This is a genomic window from Nocardia sp. NPDC058176, from assembly GCF_042883805.1.
Lineage (GTDB): Bacteria > Actinomycetota > Actinomycetes > Mycobacteriales > Mycobacteriaceae > Nocardia.
This window is the reverse complement of record NZ_JBHVVA010000005.1, coordinates 287,051-303,256: the sequence shown is the minus strand read 5'-3', so window position 1 is coordinate 303,256 and position 16,206 is coordinate 287,051. Positions and strand designations below refer to the sequence as shown.

The window sequence follows — 16,206 nt, the reverse complement described above, 5'->3', positions numbered from 1 at the left end:
TCCGCAGAGGGGCAACACATCATGGTGGGACTGATCGATCTGGTGCAGACGTTGACGACGCCGCACCCGCTGGACCGGTACCTGGAACTCGTCAGCCCCGCGCTGACCGCGCGGGAACTGCGCGCCGAGGTCACCCATGTGTCGCACGCGGTGCCGGGCTCGGTGACGCTCACGCTGCGGGCTTCGCGCCAGTGGCGTGGTCACGCCGCCGGTCAGTACGTGCAGATCGGTGTGTCGATCAACGGCGTTCGCCACACGCGCTGCTACTCGCCGATCGACCCGGAGAGTCGCGGCGACCGCTATATCCAGCTCACCGTCAAGGCGCATCCGGGCGGGCTGGTGTCGAACTACCTGCACGAGCACGCCAGGCCGGGCATGGTCGTGGACCTGGCGCCCGCCTCCGGTGTGTTCGCGCTGCCCGAGCGCCGTCCACAGAAGGTGCTGCTGGTCAGTGGCGGCAGCGGCATCACCCCGGTGCTGTCGATGCTGCGCACCCTCGACGCCGAGGGGCACACCGGCCAGGTGACCTTCCTGCACTACGCGCGCCAGCCCGAGATGGTGCCGCACCGCGCCGAACTGGCCGCGATCGCCAACCGCAGGCCCAACTTCCGCGTGGAGTATCGCTACCCGGTGGAGCCCGGCACCGTGGTGAACGGCGAAACCTCCACCGGCAGCGGATTCTTCGACTACGACGAGCTCGAGCGCGTGGCGCCCTGGTTCGCCGACGCGCAGACCTTCGTCTGTGGTCCGCCGCCGCTGATGAAGTCGGTGCAGACGATCTTCGAGGCCGAGGGTCTGCAGGATCGGGTGCACAGCGAGGAGTTCACCCTCACCACCGTCCCGGCCGACCCGGCCGAGGCCACCGGCACCGTCACCTTCTCCGGCAGCGCCGTCGCCGCCGAGAACACCGGAGCACCGCTGCTCGAACAGGCCGAAGCGGTGGGCCTGACCCCGGAATACGGCTGCCGCATGGGGATCTGCTTCTCCTGCACCGCCACCAAGGTCTCCGGGTGCACCCGCAATCTGCGCACCGGCGAGCTGGATGCCGATCCCGACAAGCAGATCCAGATCTGCGTGAACACCGCGGTCGGCGACGTCGACATCGCCCTCTAGACAACCGAATCCAACAAGGGGAGAGATAGCCATGACGATTCTCACTGAAGGCAAAGACGGCCCGATCATCCTGACCCCGGAGCAGGTCGAGGAGCTCGGCCAGGCGCTCGACGCGCTGCGCGCCCGCATCGACGCCGATCTGGGCGAGCGCGACCGCGACTACATCTACAAGATCATCAAGACCCAGCGCGGCCTCGAGATCGCCGGGCGCGGGCTGATGTACCTGGGCTTCCTGCCCCCGTTCTGGCTGGCCGGCGTCGCCGCGCTCGGTGTGTCGAAGATCCTCGACAACATGGAGATCGGCCACAACGTCATGCACGGCCAGTACGACTGGATGCGCGAGCGCGGCATCAACTCCCGCGAATTCGACTGGGACACCGTCTGCCCGGCGGACCAGTGGAAGCACTCGCACAACTACATGCACCACACCTACACCAACGTCCACGACATGGACCGCGACATCGGCTACGGCATCCTGCGCATCGACGAGGGCCAGAAGTGGAATCCGTACTACCTGGGCAACCCGGTGTACGCGTTCCTGCTGATGGTGCTGTTCGAGTGGGGCGTGATGCTGCACGACCTCGAGGCCGAGAACATCATCCAGGGCAAGCGCAAGTGGAGCGATCTCAAGCCGCTGCTCAAGGGCCAGGCCCGCAAGGCGAGCAGGCAGGTGCTCAAGGACTACGTGGTGTTCCCGGCGCTGACCGGCCCGCTGTTCTTCCACACCCTGGCCGGTAACGCCGCCGCCAACCTGGTGCGCAACCTGTGGACCTTCTCGATCATCTTCTGCGGGCACTTCCCGGCGGGCGTGCAGACCTTCACCAAGGAGGAGACCGAGGTCGAGACCCGCGGCGAGTGGTATGTCCGGCAGATGCTCGGCTCGGCCAACATCAAGGGCTCGCGGCTGTTCCACATCATGTCGGGCAACCTGTCGCACCAGATCGAGCACCACCTGTTCCCCGATATCCCGGCCAACCGGTACCCGGAGATGGCGCCCGAGGTGAAGGCGCTGGCCGAGAAGTACGGCCTGCCCTACAACACCGGTCGTTTCTCCAAGCAGATCGGCTCGGTCTGGGCCAAGATCTTCGCGCTCTCGGTGCCGGATCGCTTCGTGAAGAGGGCGCCCAAGCCCGGTGTTATCGTTATGCGTAATCGGAAGGCAACCGAAGTGGGCGTGTAAATGGTCGGCAAATTCGAAAGCAACAAGGATCTGGTCCAGGAATTGACGTCCTCCGGTGCCCAGCGGGTCGGCAATATCGCCGCCATCATCACCGGAACCGTCGGCGCGGTCGCCAAGGAGATCGGCGAGTTCATCACCGACGCGATCGAGATGAACGAGGCGGCCGCGGCGGCTCGGCGTGATGCCGCGGCGGACGCGCGGCGCCACTACGAGGAGGCCGTCGTCGAGGATGTCGTCATCGAGGACGTGACGACCACCCGCGACGACGATTCCTGGCCGGTGACCGAGCCGAAGGCCACCGCACCGGACCCGACCACCGAGCAGCGCTGATCACCACACCGGCAGCCGCCTGCGGCGTTCGGCGACATCGGTGATCAGGTCGCGGTAACCATCGGTCAACTCGGCAAGACGGCACCACTGCAGATGGGCGCGAGCCTCCCGCTGCCGTGGTGCCGTCGTCGTCATCGGGTCGCCGTCGAGCGCGTGCTTGGCGGCGACCCATTTCGCGGCCATCCGGTCGATCACCGCGCCCAGCGTCTCGGTGTGCAGGGAGGCACCCGACCGGTGGGCGATGTTGGTGGCGACCCAGGCGTCGATGCGGGCGATCAGCGCGGTGCGCTCGTCGTCGATGTCATCGATCAGGCGGCCCGATTCCGCGATCCGGCCGCTGGCCGCGCCGGGCTGGCGGGCCGTCTCCAGTGCTCTGCGCCTGCGGTCGTGGCAGCGGGCGAGTCCGCTGGCGGCGTCGAGCACGCGATGCCGGGCCGGATCGGGGTCGGCGGGTTCGAGAAAGGCCCGGAGCAGGGCCGAGGGTGGCGGCAGGTGCGTGTCATCCACACGATGGCCGGGATCGATGGTCATGTGCACGCCCCTGATAGCACTCACTGACAGATTCTGGATACGCCAGGGCCGAGGAGGATTCGGGGGAGGTGCACTCCCCGGCACCGGCGTAGCCCCGCCCGGGCGTCGACGAATATCCGCGACGCTGCGGCGAGGAAGACGACCCGGGGATTGATCGGGACCCTTTCAGGAAAGCGCGATCCGGCGTCACCGCGCAATAGTATGGTGTACGAAACCGGCGGTCGGCAGAAATTGTTATGCAGCGTTACGGTGATGTCTCCCCGTGACGTCCGCGCGGTAACCGCATGGCGCATTCACGGCAATCATTTCCCCGCTGTGTTCCGGCGTCGCCGCCGTATGCACTAACCTCGATAAACGTGCCCGCCTATGTGTCCTCGCCCGAGTTGACGTTCGGGTTCCTGTTCGCGCTGGAAGACCCGCAGCGAATCGCCGACGTCGTGCGTGACCTCATGGAGCGCCGGGCGGTCTCGGTGTTCCGGCTCGCGCGCCTGTCCGACGACGACGGGCCACCGGAGCGCTACGTGGTCAACTGGTCCGCCATCCCGCAGATCTCGATCACCACCAGCGCCCCCGACGAAGCCGACCTGCTCGCCCAGCGGATCATGCTGGTCAACGCCTTCCTCGGCGAGAACGGCGAGGTGCGCATGTACTCCGGAAATCCGCACGCGCCCAGCTGAACCCGCTCAGCGCGCCGACTCGTAGATCCGGCGCACCACGTCCTCGATGCCGGGCTCCTCGATCGACAGGTCACGCACCTGCGCGCGATCGGAGACCGCGGCGAGCAGCTGCGCCGCCGTGGTCTGCTCGGCGTCGAAGGCCAGCCGCTGCCGCATGCCGCCCGCATCGCTGGACAGCAGTTGCGCACCGCACGGCAGGTCGTCGAGATCCGGTGTGGGCGCGGCCAGGTCGACCACGAGTACCCGGCGCGCACCGACGGTGGCGCCGAGGCCGGTCAGTGAACCGTCGTAGACGAGTCGCCCGTGGTCGACGACCAGCACCCGGTCGCAGAGCCGCTCGATGTCGCCCATGTCGTGGGTGGTGAGCAGCAGCGTCGTGCCGCGTTCGATGCGCTCGGCGCGCAGGAATTCGCGCAGGCGCTGCTTGGACAGCACGTCGAGGCCGATCGTCGGCTCGTCCAGGATCACCAGCTCCGGTGAATGCAGCAGCGCGGCGGCCACTTCCGCGCGCATCCGCTGCCCGAGCGAGAGCTGGCGCACGGGCGTGTCCAGGGTGTCGGCCATCTCCAGCTGCTCGACCAGCTCGTGGGTCCGCTTGTCGGCGACATCGGGATCGAGCCGGTGGATCGCCGCCAGGATCGAAAACGACTCGTGCAGCGGCAGATCCCACCACAGCTGCGAACGCTGGCCGAACACCACGCCGATCCGGGAGGCCAGCTCCCTGCGCTGGCGCACCGGTTCGAGACCGCAGGTGCGCACGCTGCCGGTGGTCGGCACCAGGATGCCGGTGAGCATCTTGATCGTGGTCGACTTGCCCGCGCCGTTGGCGCCGATGTAGCCGACCGCGGAGCCGCGTTCGATCCGGAAACTCATCCGGTCGACCGCGGTGATCGTGGTGCGATGTCTGCGCCATCGGCCGGCATTCTTGCGGTAGACGGTGAACTGCCGGGTGAGGTCGTCGATGTCGATGATCGGTTCCGACGCGCTGAGTTCGTCCATCGCTATCCCCCTCCTCCCTGATAGTGCCTCGTACCGATCCGCCATGCCGCCAGCGCCAGCAGCCACACCCACAACGCCGCGACCGGCGTCAGCCACGCTGACCACGCCGGCAGCAACGGCGGTCCGGGCAGACCGAGCAGGGCGATGGTCGGCACGTACGCCGTGAACGCGACGGGAATCGCGAACCCGAACAACAGTTTCAGCGGTGTCGGGAACACCGAGGCCGGCTGCATCGCGGCGAAGGACCCGCCGTAGGTGAAGCTGTTGGTGAGCTCGGCACCGTCGATCAAGAAGAACTGTAGTCCCGCCGCGCATACGAAAAGGCCACAGAACAGCGCGATTCCGCTGAGCAGGGTGATCACGATCAAGGTAACCGGCGCGATGCCCCAGTCGATATCGTTGCTCCACAACCCGATCGACAGCACGATCACCGCGACAGCGGCGCGCGCGAGCCTGCGCAGCGAGATGTCACTGGTGACCAGTTGCAGCAGCAGTGGTTGCGGGCGCAGATGATAGGCGTCGAGCGTGCCCATCCTGATCATCATCGGGAGTGAGTCCAGGTGCCCGACCAGCACCTGGGCCAGCGCGAACGCGGTGTTGGACAGGCCGAACAGCAGCAGTGCCGCGTGCACGTCGAGGCCACCGAGTGTACCGACATTGTGGAAGATCACCCACACCTCGGCGAATTCGACCAGCCCGATCAGGAAGGCGCTGAACACCTCGGTGGCGAACGAAAGCCGGTACACCCGCTGTGCTTTCACACGCGAACGCAATACTGCGAGGTAGGGGGTGAACCAGTTCCCGGCCACTAATCGCCCGGACTCCGGTTCAACCACCCTGTACCTCCAGCCTGCGTTGTCCCGCTCGCAGCAACACCCTGCCGAGCAGTCCGATCACCAGGACCCAGAAGCCTTGTGCCGCAACGATGAGCAAAGCGTCGACGCCGCCGGCCCGCCCGGACAGCGTATCGATCGGGGCCTGCAGGATGGAAGGAAACGGCGTAGCTCTCGCGATGACACGCAGCCAGTCGGGGAACATGTGGACCGGTACGAAGAGCCCGGCGAGGAACGTGCCGACGATCTGGTACAGCACCCTGATCCCGCGAATCTCCACCACCCAGAACCCGATCAGCGCCACCGCGAACAGGCACAGGAACGACAGCGCCACCGCGAGCAGCACGCTGATCAGGCCGATCAGATAGTCCAGGGGTGTCGACGGCATCGACAAGCCGAAGGTGGCCGCGCCGATGATAATGCTCGGCACGCCGCGGGGCAGGAAGACACAGGCGGCCCGGCCCATGTCGGTGGCGAGGTAGCCGAGCTGGACGTCAACCGGACGCAGGAAGTCGATCGCGACATCACCGGATTTGATTCGCTCGACGAGATCGAGTGGCGGACCCATGAACTGGGTGGCCCCGAGCAGTGCCTGCGACAACCAGACGTAGGCGCCGATGGTCGCCTCGTCGTAGCCGCCGAAATCAGTGGACGCGCGGACCGCGGCGACCAGCACCGCCGCGCGGACGAACCCGAACACACAGTTGGTGAACAGTCCGGCGAACATCGCCAGCTTGTACTGCGCCTGCCGTTTGAACCCGGCGCGCGCGAGCTTCCAATACACTCCGGCGGTGCTCGGATCACGCCGACGGCACGACAGCCGACGCCACACGAGGGCAAGTCTTCCGACCCCCTCCGCATTGCCCCGCACAATCAGTCAACTCTAGGCCGCTCACCTGGAATCAGGACGAAAACGGCACGGATCACTGGTCCGTGGTGACCGGCGCGACAGACCGGTCAGCGGGCGCCGCTCAGTGCTCGGGGAACCCCAGGGCGAACAAGATCGCGATGGCTACCGAGCTGACCACGGAGATGGCGAGAATGATCCACATGAGGGGCAAGATTACCTGCCCTGGACCGCTGACTTCACAGCGGCATAGATTGGCGCCCGCCCGCCGAGGAGAGTGATGACGTCGTCCAGCCGCCGCACCCCGCCCAAGTTCGCGCGTCCGGAACCGGCCCCGGTGGTGTCGAGCCCCGTGATCGCGGCGTTGGCGCACCGGATCGAGGTCGAGGGTGTCGGCCCGGCGACGGCCGGGTTCTGGGCGGGGGCGGTGTCGCCGATCGTCGAACCGGTCGACGCGGTGCCGGGGGAGCGGGTGGTGACGTTCCTGTGGCGCGATGACGACGCGGAATCGGTGCTGCTGTTCGTCAACCGGATCACCGACGAGAGCGACCTCGACGCGAGCATGATGCGCCGCGTTCCCGGCACCGACATCTGGCACCTGTCGTATCGGATGGGCTCTGATTGGCGAGCCTCCTATGCGTTCCTGGTGCAGCGCGCCGGGCAGCGGGCGCCGTGGCTCGACGCGGACGATCACCTCGCGCTGCGCCGAGCGCTCGACTCCGGCGCCGCCGATCCACTCAACCCGCTCGACAGCCGGAACCAGGCGGGCACGCGGCTGTCGGTGGTCGAGCTGCCGGACGCGCCCGCTCAGCGATGGCTCGCGCCGCGCGCCGGAGTTCCGCGCGGGACGCTCACCCGGCGGGAGGGTCCCGGCGGCCGAGCTGTTCGGATCTACCGGCCCGCCGACTCCGCGCGGGCCACCTACCCGGTCGTGGTGTTCTTCGACGGCGAGGCGTGGACCGGCCCGCAGGACGTGCCGACCACGCTGGACAACCTCATCGACGACGGTCTGATCGAGCCCTGCTACGCGATCCTGATCGACTCCGGCGGCACCGACCGGCGCTGGGAGCTGCTCGGCGCGGACGGGGGTGTCGACCGGTGGCTCGCGACCGAACTGCTGCCGTGGGCGCGGCGGGAGTATCCGATCGGCCCGCATCGCGCGGATGTCACCGTGGTGGGGCAGAGCCTCGGCGGGGCGGGCGCGCTACTGGCGCTCGCGCGGTATCCGGCGGTGATCGGACAGGCGATCAGCCAGTCGGCCTCGGTGTGGCAGGACGAGGTGCCCGCCGCGATCCTCGGCGCGGATCTGCGTGGTACCAGGGCCTATGTGGAGGTCGGCGCGCAGGAATGGGTGCTCGTGCCCCTGCACCGGCCGCTGGTCGAGCGTCTCCGGGCGGCCGGTGCGGAGGTGGCGCACGTCGAATTCAACGGTGGCCATGACTACGCGTGCTGGCGCGGTGGCATCGCTGACGGTCTGCGCTGGCTGAACGACACGACTGGCACGGCGGATTCAGCCCGATAGTCGAAGAGTGCTGCCCGGCCACCTCGACCTCGCCGATCAGACGGCCAGTGGTGGTGTCGCGGACGCGGGCCGGTCGGGCGGTGTGTAGCTCCGCCATGCCGCGGCCAGGCGGCGCGTGGCCTCCGCCAGTGTGCCGGGATCGGCCACGAAGCTGATGCGGATGTGGTCGATGCTGCCGCCGGCGGCGTCGAGCCCGGCGCCGGGCAGGATCGCGACGCCATGGCGCAGGGCGCGCTGGGCGAACGAGGTGCCGTCCCCGTGGGGCAGCCGGATCCACAGAGTCTGACCGCCGGTCACCGAGGGGACCTCCCATTCGGGCAGGAGCCTGGCCAATTCGGCGACGAGAACATCGTGACTGTCCTTGCGCTGACGCGTGATTCGGTCACGAAGCGAATCCAGCTCACGCAGCATCCAGGCGGCCGCCAACTGCGCGGGGATGTTGCCGCCGAGATCGTGCACGGCGCGCAGCCGGGCCAACCGGGCGATCAGCGGGATCGGCGCCCGCACCCAGCCGACCCGCAGTCCGCCCCAGACGATCTTGCTGAGTGAACCGATGGAGATCACGGACGCGTCGTAGGCGGCCAACGGCGGTGGTGGCGGATCGGTGCCGGGGAAGCCGAGTTCGGCCAGCACTTCGTCATCGATCAGCGGTACCCCGGCTGTTCGGGCCGATTCGACCAGTCTTCTCCGGGCCAGTGCGGAAAGCACTGTGCCGGTGGGGTTCTGGTTGGTCGCGACCACGTAGGCCAGTGCGGCCGGGGTCACCGTGCCGAGGCCGACCGGGCCGGTCCGCGGTAGCGCGGCGACCTCGCGAAACGCCTCGAGCGCACCGGGATAGGTCGGCGCCTCCACCAGTACTCGATCACCGGGGCGCAGCAACGCGCGGGCGAGCAGCGACAGCGCCTGCTGTCCGCCGCCGGTGACGAGGATCTGCGCCGGATCGGTCGGCACGCCGCGAGCCAGGTACCGATCGGCGATCGCGGTGCGCAACAACGGATGTCCGGTCGGCCGATACCCGATGTCGCCGTCGGTCGCGGCGAGCTCGGGCAGGATGTGCTGATACGCCTGAACCACCTCGGGCGGCGGTGCCGACGGGGCGGCACAGGCCAGCGCGATGACATCGGCGTCCGGCTCGAGCAGCTGCAGGAAGGCCGGTGAGTGGGTGGTCGCCCTGACCTGGTGCGCGTCGGCACCCGCGATCCGGGTGCCGCTGCCCTGCCGCCGCACCACTCGTCCTTCCGCACCGAGCAGGTCGTAGGCGGCCACGACCGTACTTCGCCCCACCGCGAGTGCCTGCGCGAGCCTGCGATCCGGCGGCAACAGCGTGCCCGGCGTCAGCTCGCCGTCGTCGATCAACGTCCGCAGTCGCCCGGCGAGCAGCAGGTACATCGGCCCGCGGTCGGCGGACCAGCGACCGAGTCTGTCGGCCAGTTCAATTGGCTCCATAGGCAAACCAATTTACCCGGATTGGCTCTGGGTCCACGTCCCCTTCGTCGTGACGATGGAGGCATGACCAAGATCTCCATCACCGATGTCGTCGACAACCTGACCGGACCATGGCAACCGCGGGACCTGGCCACGGCCAACGACGCCGTGGTGCGCATCGCCCGCTTCCACGGTGCGTTCCCCTGGCACCACCACGACGAGGACGAACTGTTCCTGTGCTGGAACGGCACCTTCCGCATCGAGTTGCGGGACCGCGAGCCGGTGACGCTCGGTCCCGGCGACCTCTTCGTTGTCCCCCGCGGTGTCGAACATCGGCCGGTGGCCGAGGAACCGGCGCACGGAATCATGATCGAACGACCGGAAACCAGGCAGTACGGCAACTGAGGAACACCTTCGCGGCGCGGGTGCTCGCGGCCAGTTCCATGTCGTAAGGCCTTGGGCAGACGGCGTTTCGTGTCGGGCGTGGTTTCGGTAGCGTGGGCGGTCCGGCTGGAGAGCGGATCGGCAGGTGCCATTGACCATCGAACTGAGTGAGCGACGCGCGGCGGTGTTGTCGACACCTCCTCCGCCCCGGTGGATTCGGTGGGCGGCACACGCTGTTCCGCTGGTCGCGCTACCGTCCGCGCTGTGGCGGCTGGCCATGACCTTCGGTGTGCCGGTCGGATACAGCGACGAGGTGCTGCGGGTGGACTACGGCCTGCCGGGCATCGGCTATCTCGTCCTTCCGATGATCACCGTCCTCCAGGAGTTGGCCGCGCTGGCCACCCTTGGTCTGATCAGCCGGTGGGGACTGGTCGGGCCGCGCCGGCTGCCGTTCATCGGGAACAAGCCGGTCCCGCTCTGGGCGGCGGTGGGCCCCGCGGCCTTCGGCGCTGTGCTGATGACCGTGATCACCGTCAGTCAGTATCTGCTGTGGGATCGGGTCGATCAAGGCACGCTCACCGGCGTGCACCGCAGTGTGCTGGGGTGGTGCTACGCGCCGATGCTGCTGTGGGGCCCGCTCCTCGGCATCGTCACGGTGTCGTACTACCTCCGGCGGCGCTCGATATCCCCGCCGGTGGGCTGACGGCGGCCGCGGGCATGCCGATGCCCCGCCCCGAGTGACGGGACGGGGCCGGAGCTCAGACTGCGGCGAGGGCGCGGCGGCGGGGTTCTAGGGCGGCGGCGACCAGGTAGCTGCCGCCGCCCGCGAGGGCGAGGACCCAGTAGGGGCTCGCGCCGTCGAGGAACAGGGCGGCCGAGGAGGTGAGGGCCAGCCAGGCGCCGAGGGCGTATTGCAGGACGTCGCGGTAGGCGGCGCCGCCGGCCAGGTAGAGCAGTCCGACGACGAGGCCGGAGCCGGTCGGCCACAGCAGCATTTTCACATCGTCCTGTGCCAGTGCCGAACTCAGTGCGGTGATGACGAAGAACAGTGCGCCGAAACCAATCAGCCAGGATGCGGCGAGCAGATTGCCGACGACGGCGTCCTTGCCGGTGACGCCGCGCTGGGCTCGCATGGTGACGATGGTGGTGATGATCATCGCGGTCAGCAGTCCGGCGATGAGCAGTGCGCTCGGCAGGACGGACGGCAGTCGGAGGACGGGGTTGTCGCCGTGGGACAGGGCGTACGCGCCGTGCCCGAGCAACCAGGCCATCCCGAAACTCAGGTAGGACGGGCGGTTGTCGAGCAGGACTCGCAGGGCGGACGAACGGGTCTCGGTCGCGGAAAGGTGCTGGGACATCACGGATCTCCTAGTGGGTGGCGGGGGTCAGGCGACGATGACGACTTTGCCGACGACGGTGCGCGACTCTGCGAGTTCCATGGCGCGGGCGGCATCGGTCAGCGGGATACGGGCGGCGACCTGGGCGCGCAGGTCACCGCGGGCGGCGAGATCGAAGACCTTGCCCAGGTCTTCGATGACGCGGGCACGGAAACCGGCGCGGTCGCGCTTGCCCGCCCACAGATTGAAGAAGTGCGCATTGCGCTTGTTGGGCAACGCATTCCACAGCAGGAGCCGGCCGAGCAGCTTCAGCACCGGCAGACGCGAGTTGCCCTCGTCGTTCTTGGTGGCCGCGGTTCCGTAGGAGACCAGCGTGCCGCCCGGTGCGAGCAGTGCGAACGAGTCGTTGATCCCCGGGCCGCCGATGTGGTCGAAGACCGCGTCGACGCCATCGGGTGCCAGCGCCCTGACCTCGCTCGACACCTCGCCGCGGTAGTCGATCCAGGTCGCGCCGAGCGCCCGCACGGCGTCGGCGTTGCGCGCCGAGGCCGTCCCGATGACGCGAATTCCGTTGGCACGGGCCAACTGCACGAGTGTCGAGCCGACCCCACCGTTGGCGCCGTGCACCAGCACGGTCTGTCCCGGCCGTACCTTCGCGGTCCGGTAGAGCATCTGCCAGGCCGTGATCCCGTTGACGACGAAGGTTTCCGCCTCGGCGGCATCGAGGGCCGCGGGCACCGGGATCAGATCGGCCGCGTCGAGCACGGCGTGGCTGGCCCAGCCACCGATCTTGGTCAGCGCGGCGACCCGCGTGCCGACGAGCGCCGGGTCGACCTCGGCGCCGACGGCGGTGACGGTGCCGACCAGGTCGTAACCGGGCACGAAGGGGTAGGCGGGCTGGTCGTAGTACTTGCCGCGGCGCATCTGCTGCTCGGCGAACGAGACACCGCTCGCCTCGACCCGGACGAGTGCTTCCCCGGCGCCGGGGGCGGGCAGCTCGCGCTGGGTGACCAGCAGGCCGTCGGGTTCGACGCGGCCGGGCAGGACGATTTCGGTGGCGGTGGTGGACATGGCTACTCCTAGTGTGTGACTGGTCAATCACTTTGTGGGTCGAAAAAATGCCCCGCGAGGGGCATCGAGGGGTCAGTGGGGTTGTGGGTGGCGGATGCCCGCCGTGACGATCTGCGCCCAGGGGCTGTCGTTGCCGTCGAGGCCGAGGGTGGTGATCAGATGGCAGAGCTGCCCGAAGGCGATGAACCGCTGGACGTACTCGTCCGCGGCGCCCGATCGCTGTTTGGCGAGGTCGGTCACCCTGGCCAGGCCGTCCCGCAGCGCGGCGCCGATCTCCGGTACGTCCGCCACCGATTGGGCGTGGACCTGCAGCATGAGCAGGCTCTTGTCGCCGATGAGCTCGGCATACGCCCCGCCCATGTCGTAGAGGATCTGCTCGGGACTCTCACCGCTCGACCTGGCCGCGCCCGACGACATCGCCGCCACGATCCGGTCGAAGCACCGCTCGAGTGCGGCGACGAACAGCGCGACCTTGCCGGGGAACAGCTTGAACACATACGCGGGTGAGATCTGAGCCGCCGTCGCCACCGTGCTGATCGGCGTGCCGTGATAACCGGTCCTGGCGAACTCGATGATCGCGGCATCGACGACGGCATCGCGCCGAAGATCCGATCGGGAGAGGGTGACTCCGCTCTTGCTCATGTGAGTGACTGTACACTCACTCTTTTCGATCGGTCAACCGAGATCGTCGGGAACGATGCGGAGCTTGTGTGCGATACGGGCGAGAGCCTTCTGGTCGTTCGCGTTGAGCGAGTCGAGGACGATGCGGCGTACCGCGCGTAAGTGTGTGGGTGCCGCCCGGTGCACGATGTCGAAGCCGGCGTCGGTGAGTTCGGCGACGGTGTAGCGGCCGTCGGCCGGGTCGGGCATCCGGACGATCCAGCCGCGCTGTTCACAGCGTTTGGTGACGTTGGACAGGCGCGAGAGCGACCCGCTGGCGAGGAAGGCGAGCTCTCCCATCCGCAGCTTGCGCTCCGGTGCTTCCGAGAGATGACTGAGCACGAGGTACTCGAACAGGGTGAGGCCGTGCTCGCGGCGCAGCGGTGACTCCAGCTTGCCCGGCAGCAGCAGGACGAGCGAGATCAGCCCTGTCCACGCGGCCTTCTCCTGCTCGTCGAGCCACCGCAGTTCGCCATCGTCGTCTTGTTCGTCGGTGTCGCCCATGGGTCATCACTTTACGGTTGAAATAAATACCATCCAATGTCAGTTCATACGTGAAGTCATCCCACGGGGAACGCGCCCCACCGACAGGAATGGAAACACCATGAGCACCGTCACTTTCGGCATCGCACCGGGCTACGGCGAGAAGCTGCACGAGGCACTCGGCTACAGCGGGGCCGTCCGCGTCGACGACCGGGTCGAGATCTCCGGCCAGGCCGGCGTGGATGACGATCTGGTCATCCCCGACTCGCTGGAAGACGAGATCATCCGGGCTTTCGACAACGTGGAGCGCACGCTCGCCACGGTCGGCGCGACCTGGAAGGACGTCATCCACGTGAACTCCTACCACAAGGTCGCCCCGGGAGACGACGTCATCGGCGACGACCACAACAGGGTGATGGCCGAACAGTTCCGCCTGCGCCTCGGCGGCCGCGCACCGATCTGGACCGAAACCGGCGTGACAGTCCTCGGCCTGGCCGCGATGCGCGTGGAAATCCGCGTCACCGCCATCGTCGATTCCGGAAACTGAACATCCCCGCACGAAAATGCCGCCTCTGACCTGCTTGATCCGCAGGTCAGAGGCAGTTTTGCGCCCCGGTAGGACACTACTCGCCGCTATCGCACAGCGCAGTGTCCATGGCGGAGAGGGTGGCGGCCGCGGCGTCGGGGGTGGCGGGCAACTCGTTGAATGCCATGGTGACAGCGCGGTCTTTCGACGGCGCATAGCGGACGAGGGTACGAAAACCGGGGAGGCCTCCGGTGTGTCCCCAGGCGTCGATGCCGCACGACAGTCGTACCCGGTTGATCCCGAGTCCGTATTCGGCGTCCGGCTTGTCGGTGGGGATGGTGCGCATCAGTTCGTCGAGCTCGGGCTGGGGTAGGAGTTCGCCGGTGAGCAGGGCGGTGAGGAAGGTGTTCATATCCGCCCCGGTCGAGATCATGGCGCCTGCGGCGCCCGCCCAAGTGGTGTTCTGCTGGGTGATGTCCACCTGCGTTCCGTCCATGTCGGCGTACGCGATCGGGTGCGGGTCGGGGAGGGCGGTGTCGTCGGGACCGGGAAAGGACGTGCCGTGCAGGGCGAGTGGCTCGATGATCCTGCCGGTGATCTCCGCTGCGACAGATCGCCCGGTCACCTTCTGCACGATCATTCCGGCGAGCAGGAAGTTCGTGTTCGTGTACTGGAATTTCGTACCGGGCTCGAAGTAGGCGGGCAGGGCCAGTGCGATGGCGAGCTCTTCGTCGGAGGTGAATCGCTGCCAGCGATTGTGCACGGTTGGCGTGATCTGGCCTGGCTTGGGCGCATCGCCGTCGATCAGGTAGTCCGGAATCCCGCTGGTGTGCTGCAACAGGTTTCGCACGGTGATGCGGGTGCCGTCACTCCCGTTCCCGTGTACGACGCCCGGCAGATACCGCTCGATCGGTGCGTCCAGGTCGACCTTGCCCTCTGCGACCAGCTGCAGGACCACCGTCGACACGAACGTTTTGGTATTGCTGCCGATCCGATAGTGCGAGTTGTCCGGAAACGGTGTTCCGGCGGCTCGGTCACCGGCACCCGCTGATACCGACCATGTCCCACCCCTGTCCGTGACCACGGCTTGCGCCCCGGGAATTCCCTCTGCCACAGCCTGTTCCAAGGCTCGGGTGAGTGCCGCCGGGCCGCGCTCGTCGGTGTGCGGCGCGTTCGACGTGGATACCGCGCGCTCCCCGGAGGACTCGTCGGCCTGGCAGGCGGTCGCGACGAGCGCGGCGGCGACGAGAATCACTCCGACGGAACCGCGAATTGGCCTCGACGGCATCGAATGTCCTTCCACGAACCAACTTGTTAACGCTGTTACCATTTGCTCGCCGAGAGTAGTGATAACGTTGTTAACATGTCAAGGCAAGTGCGTAGGGTCACCAAGTCGGGACGCCCGGCCGGGCAGGCGGTCGCTGGTGAAACGATGGTGTCCGTCGCGTTGTCGCTGGTCGAAACCGTGGGACTGGAAGGGCTGACCATGCGTCGCCTGGCCGACGAAGCCGGAGTGCAGGCACCCGCCCTGTATCGGAGATTCGCGAGCAAACAGGACCTGCTCGACGCGATGGTCGAGCGGATCATCGGGGAAGCGCTCGCCGATCCCGCACTCCCGCACGAGGGCGATTGGGGACAACAGCTGGCGGCTCTGGCACACAGTCTGCGGCGAGCTCTGCTGGCCCACCGCGACAGCGCCCGCATCCTCAGCGGAAGCCTCACCGGCGAGCGAAATGTGTTGTCGTTCAACGAAGCCGCGCTGACCCCGCTCATCGATGCCGGATTTCCGCCGACCCGGGCGGCCTGGGGCGGCGACGTCGTCATGTCCTACACCATGGGACAGGTCCTCCGGCAACAGACCGCGCAGGACAGTGGGCTCACCGCAGCGGAGGGCGCGGCCCGAGTGCGACAGAACCTCGCGAAGGCACCCGAGATACGCCTCCCTGTCGATCTACCCCTGGAACAAATCGCCGATGTCGATGCCCGCTTCGAATACGGCCTGCACGTGATCATCACCGGCCTTGCCTACTCTCTCGCACATCCGGCGTGAGGTACTGCCCATGTGGGCATTCCATCGGCAGAGTTCCTAGGTGGTCGAGCGTTGTGCTTGGTGGTCGCTCCGCCTCTGACCCACTGATTTTGCAGGTCAGAGGCGGTTTTGCGCCCCCGGCAGGAATCGAACCTGCGACCTAGGGATTAGAAGGCCCTTGCTCTATCCAACTGAGCTACGGAGGCAGTCGCATTTACCTTGGCCGAACTCGGCCGTGGTGTCCAGCTCGGAAAGTATA

The 16,206-nt window shown here is 67.5% G+C and carries 19 protein-coding genes and 1 tRNA gene; 9 read left to right on the top strand and 11 right to left on the bottom strand.

Annotated features, from left to right (window positions below):
• Positions 1-21: 21 nt before the first annotated feature.
• The 3 genes from ACFVVM_RS25775 to ACFVVM_RS25765 are packed head-to-tail and all read left to right on the top strand — an operon-like array spanning position 22 to position 2,623.
• Positions 22-1,113, top strand: a complete 1,092-nt coding sequence (locus tag ACFVVM_RS25775) for a ferredoxin reductase (RefSeq protein WP_387623108.1) — start codon at positions 22-24, stop codon at positions 1,111-1,113.
• Between the two features lie 31 nt (positions 1,114-1,144).
• Positions 1,145-2,293 carry a fatty acid desaturase family protein gene (locus tag ACFVVM_RS25770; RefSeq protein WP_387623105.1) on the top strand — a complete coding sequence of 383 codons (1,149 nt, stop codon included), beginning with the start codon at positions 1,145-1,147 and terminating at the stop codon, positions 2,291-2,293.
• Positions 2,294-2,623: a hypothetical protein gene (locus ACFVVM_RS25765; protein WP_387623102.1), complete on the top strand. Its 330-nt coding sequence runs from the start codon at positions 2,294-2,296 to the stop codon at positions 2,621-2,623. It abuts the gene before it with no gap.
• Here the strand turns inward: ACFVVM_RS25765 and ACFVVM_RS25760 are convergent, their stop codons facing one another.
• The gene (locus ACFVVM_RS25760) at positions 2,624-3,178 is read right to left on the bottom strand and encodes a DUF4254 domain-containing protein (protein WP_387623100.1); all 555 of its coding nucleotides are present in this window, start codon (positions 3,176-3,178) and stop codon (positions 2,624-2,626) included.
• Positions 3,179-3,510: 332 nt separating this feature from the next.
• On the opposite strand from ACFVVM_RS25760, the gene ACFVVM_RS25755 reads away from it, so the two are divergent.
• Positions 3,511-3,831, top strand: coding sequence for a hypothetical protein (locus ACFVVM_RS25755; protein ID WP_387623097.1), 321 nt, complete (start codon positions 3,511-3,513; stop codon positions 3,829-3,831).
• A 6-nt stretch (positions 3,832-3,837) separates the two neighbouring features.
• Here the strand turns inward: ACFVVM_RS25755 and ACFVVM_RS25750 are convergent, their stop codons facing one another.
• The 3 genes from ACFVVM_RS25750 to ACFVVM_RS25740 are packed head-to-tail and all read right to left on the bottom strand — an operon-like array spanning position 3,838 to position 6,447.
• Positions 3,838-4,830 carry an ATP-binding cassette domain-containing protein gene (locus ACFVVM_RS25750; protein WP_387623094.1) on the bottom strand — a complete coding sequence of 331 codons (993 nt, stop codon included), beginning with the start codon at positions 4,828-4,830 and terminating at the stop codon, positions 3,838-3,840.
• Positions 4,831-4,832: 2 nt separating this feature from the next.
• Positions 4,833-5,666 (bottom strand): ABC transporter permease, encoded by an 834-nt coding sequence (locus tag ACFVVM_RS25745; protein WP_387623091.1) that lies wholly within the window; start codon positions 5,664-5,666, stop codon positions 4,833-4,835.
• Positions 5,659-6,447 (bottom strand): ABC transporter permease, encoded by a 789-nt coding sequence (locus ACFVVM_RS25740; RefSeq protein ID WP_387623088.1) that lies wholly within the window; start codon positions 6,445-6,447, stop codon positions 5,659-5,661. Before ACFVVM_RS25740 ends, ACFVVM_RS25745 begins: the two co-directional genes overlap by 8 nt.
• Positions 6,448-6,790: 343 nt before the next feature.
• Here ACFVVM_RS25740 and ACFVVM_RS25735 point away from each other — a divergent pair, with 343 nt between their 5' ends.
• Complete coding sequence (locus tag ACFVVM_RS25735; RefSeq protein WP_387623085.1) at positions 6,791-8,032, top strand: enterochelin esterase domain-containing protein; 1,242 nt, start codon at positions 6,791-6,793, stop codon at positions 8,030-8,032.
• A gap of 36 nt (positions 8,033-8,068) precedes the next feature.
• Here the strand turns inward: ACFVVM_RS25735 and ACFVVM_RS25730 are convergent, their stop codons facing one another.
• Positions 8,069-9,478 carry a PLP-dependent aminotransferase family protein gene (locus tag ACFVVM_RS25730; RefSeq protein ID WP_387623083.1) on the bottom strand — a complete coding sequence of 470 codons (1,410 nt, stop codon included), beginning with the start codon at positions 9,476-9,478 and terminating at the stop codon, positions 8,069-8,071.
• Between the two features lie 63 nt (positions 9,479-9,541).
• Here ACFVVM_RS25730 and ACFVVM_RS25725 point away from each other — a divergent pair, with 63 nt between their 5' ends.
• Together ACFVVM_RS25725 and ACFVVM_RS25720 are read left to right on the top strand one after the other, a co-directional pair.
• Complete coding sequence (locus ACFVVM_RS25725) at positions 9,542-9,862, top strand: cupin domain-containing protein (RefSeq protein WP_387623080.1); 321 nt, start codon at positions 9,542-9,544, stop codon at positions 9,860-9,862.
• Between the two features lie 124 nt (positions 9,863-9,986).
• Positions 9,987-10,544, top strand: a complete 558-nt coding sequence (locus ACFVVM_RS25720) for a hypothetical protein (RefSeq protein ID WP_387623077.1) — start codon at positions 9,987-9,989, stop codon at positions 10,542-10,544.
• A 55-nt stretch (positions 10,545-10,599) separates the two neighbouring features.
• Here the strand turns inward: ACFVVM_RS25720 and ACFVVM_RS25715 are convergent, their stop codons facing one another.
• From ACFVVM_RS25715 to ACFVVM_RS25700, 4 genes are all read right to left on the bottom strand, one after another.
• Positions 10,600-11,199, bottom strand: a complete 600-nt coding sequence (locus ACFVVM_RS25715) for an ABC transporter permease (RefSeq protein WP_387623074.1) — start codon at positions 11,197-11,199, stop codon at positions 10,600-10,602.
• 27 nt (positions 11,200-11,226) lie between these two features.
• A complete protein-coding gene (locus ACFVVM_RS25710; protein ID WP_387623072.1) occupies positions 11,227-12,249 on the bottom strand; it encodes a medium chain dehydrogenase/reductase family protein in 1,023 nt (340 codons plus the stop codon).
• A 72-nt stretch (positions 12,250-12,321) separates the two neighbouring features.
• Positions 12,322-12,891, bottom strand: coding sequence for a TetR/AcrR family transcriptional regulator (locus ACFVVM_RS25705; RefSeq protein WP_387623069.1), 570 nt, complete (start codon positions 12,889-12,891; stop codon positions 12,322-12,324).
• A gap of 33 nt (positions 12,892-12,924) precedes the next feature.
• A complete protein-coding gene (locus ACFVVM_RS25700) occupies positions 12,925-13,413 on the bottom strand; it encodes a MarR family winged helix-turn-helix transcriptional regulator (protein WP_387623066.1) in 489 nt (162 codons plus the stop codon).
• Positions 13,414-13,513: 100 nt separating this feature from the next.
• On the opposite strand from ACFVVM_RS25700, the gene ACFVVM_RS25695 reads away from it, so the two are divergent.
• On the top strand, positions 13,514-13,939 hold the full coding sequence (locus ACFVVM_RS25695; protein WP_387623063.1) for a Rid family hydrolase: 426 nt from the start codon (positions 13,514-13,516) through the stop codon (positions 13,937-13,939).
• A 76-nt stretch (positions 13,940-14,015) separates the two neighbouring features.
• Here ACFVVM_RS25695 and ACFVVM_RS25690 read toward each other — a convergent pair whose 3' ends face one another.
• A complete protein-coding gene (locus ACFVVM_RS25690) occupies positions 14,016-15,206 on the bottom strand; it encodes a serine hydrolase domain-containing protein (RefSeq protein ID WP_387623060.1) in 1,191 nt (396 codons plus the stop codon).
• A gap of 42 nt (positions 15,207-15,248) precedes the next feature.
• Here ACFVVM_RS25690 and ACFVVM_RS25685 point away from each other — a divergent pair, with 42 nt between their 5' ends.
• Positions 15,249-15,968 (top strand): TetR/AcrR family transcriptional regulator C-terminal domain-containing protein, encoded by a 720-nt coding sequence (locus tag ACFVVM_RS25685; RefSeq protein ID WP_387623057.1) that lies wholly within the window; start codon positions 15,249-15,251, stop codon positions 15,966-15,968.
• Positions 15,969-16,079: 111 nt separating this feature from the next.
• Here ACFVVM_RS25685 and ACFVVM_RS25680 read toward each other — a convergent pair.
• A tRNA-Arg gene (locus tag ACFVVM_RS25680) sits at positions 16,080-16,153 on the bottom strand.
• Positions 16,154-16,206 lie beyond the last annotated feature (53 nt).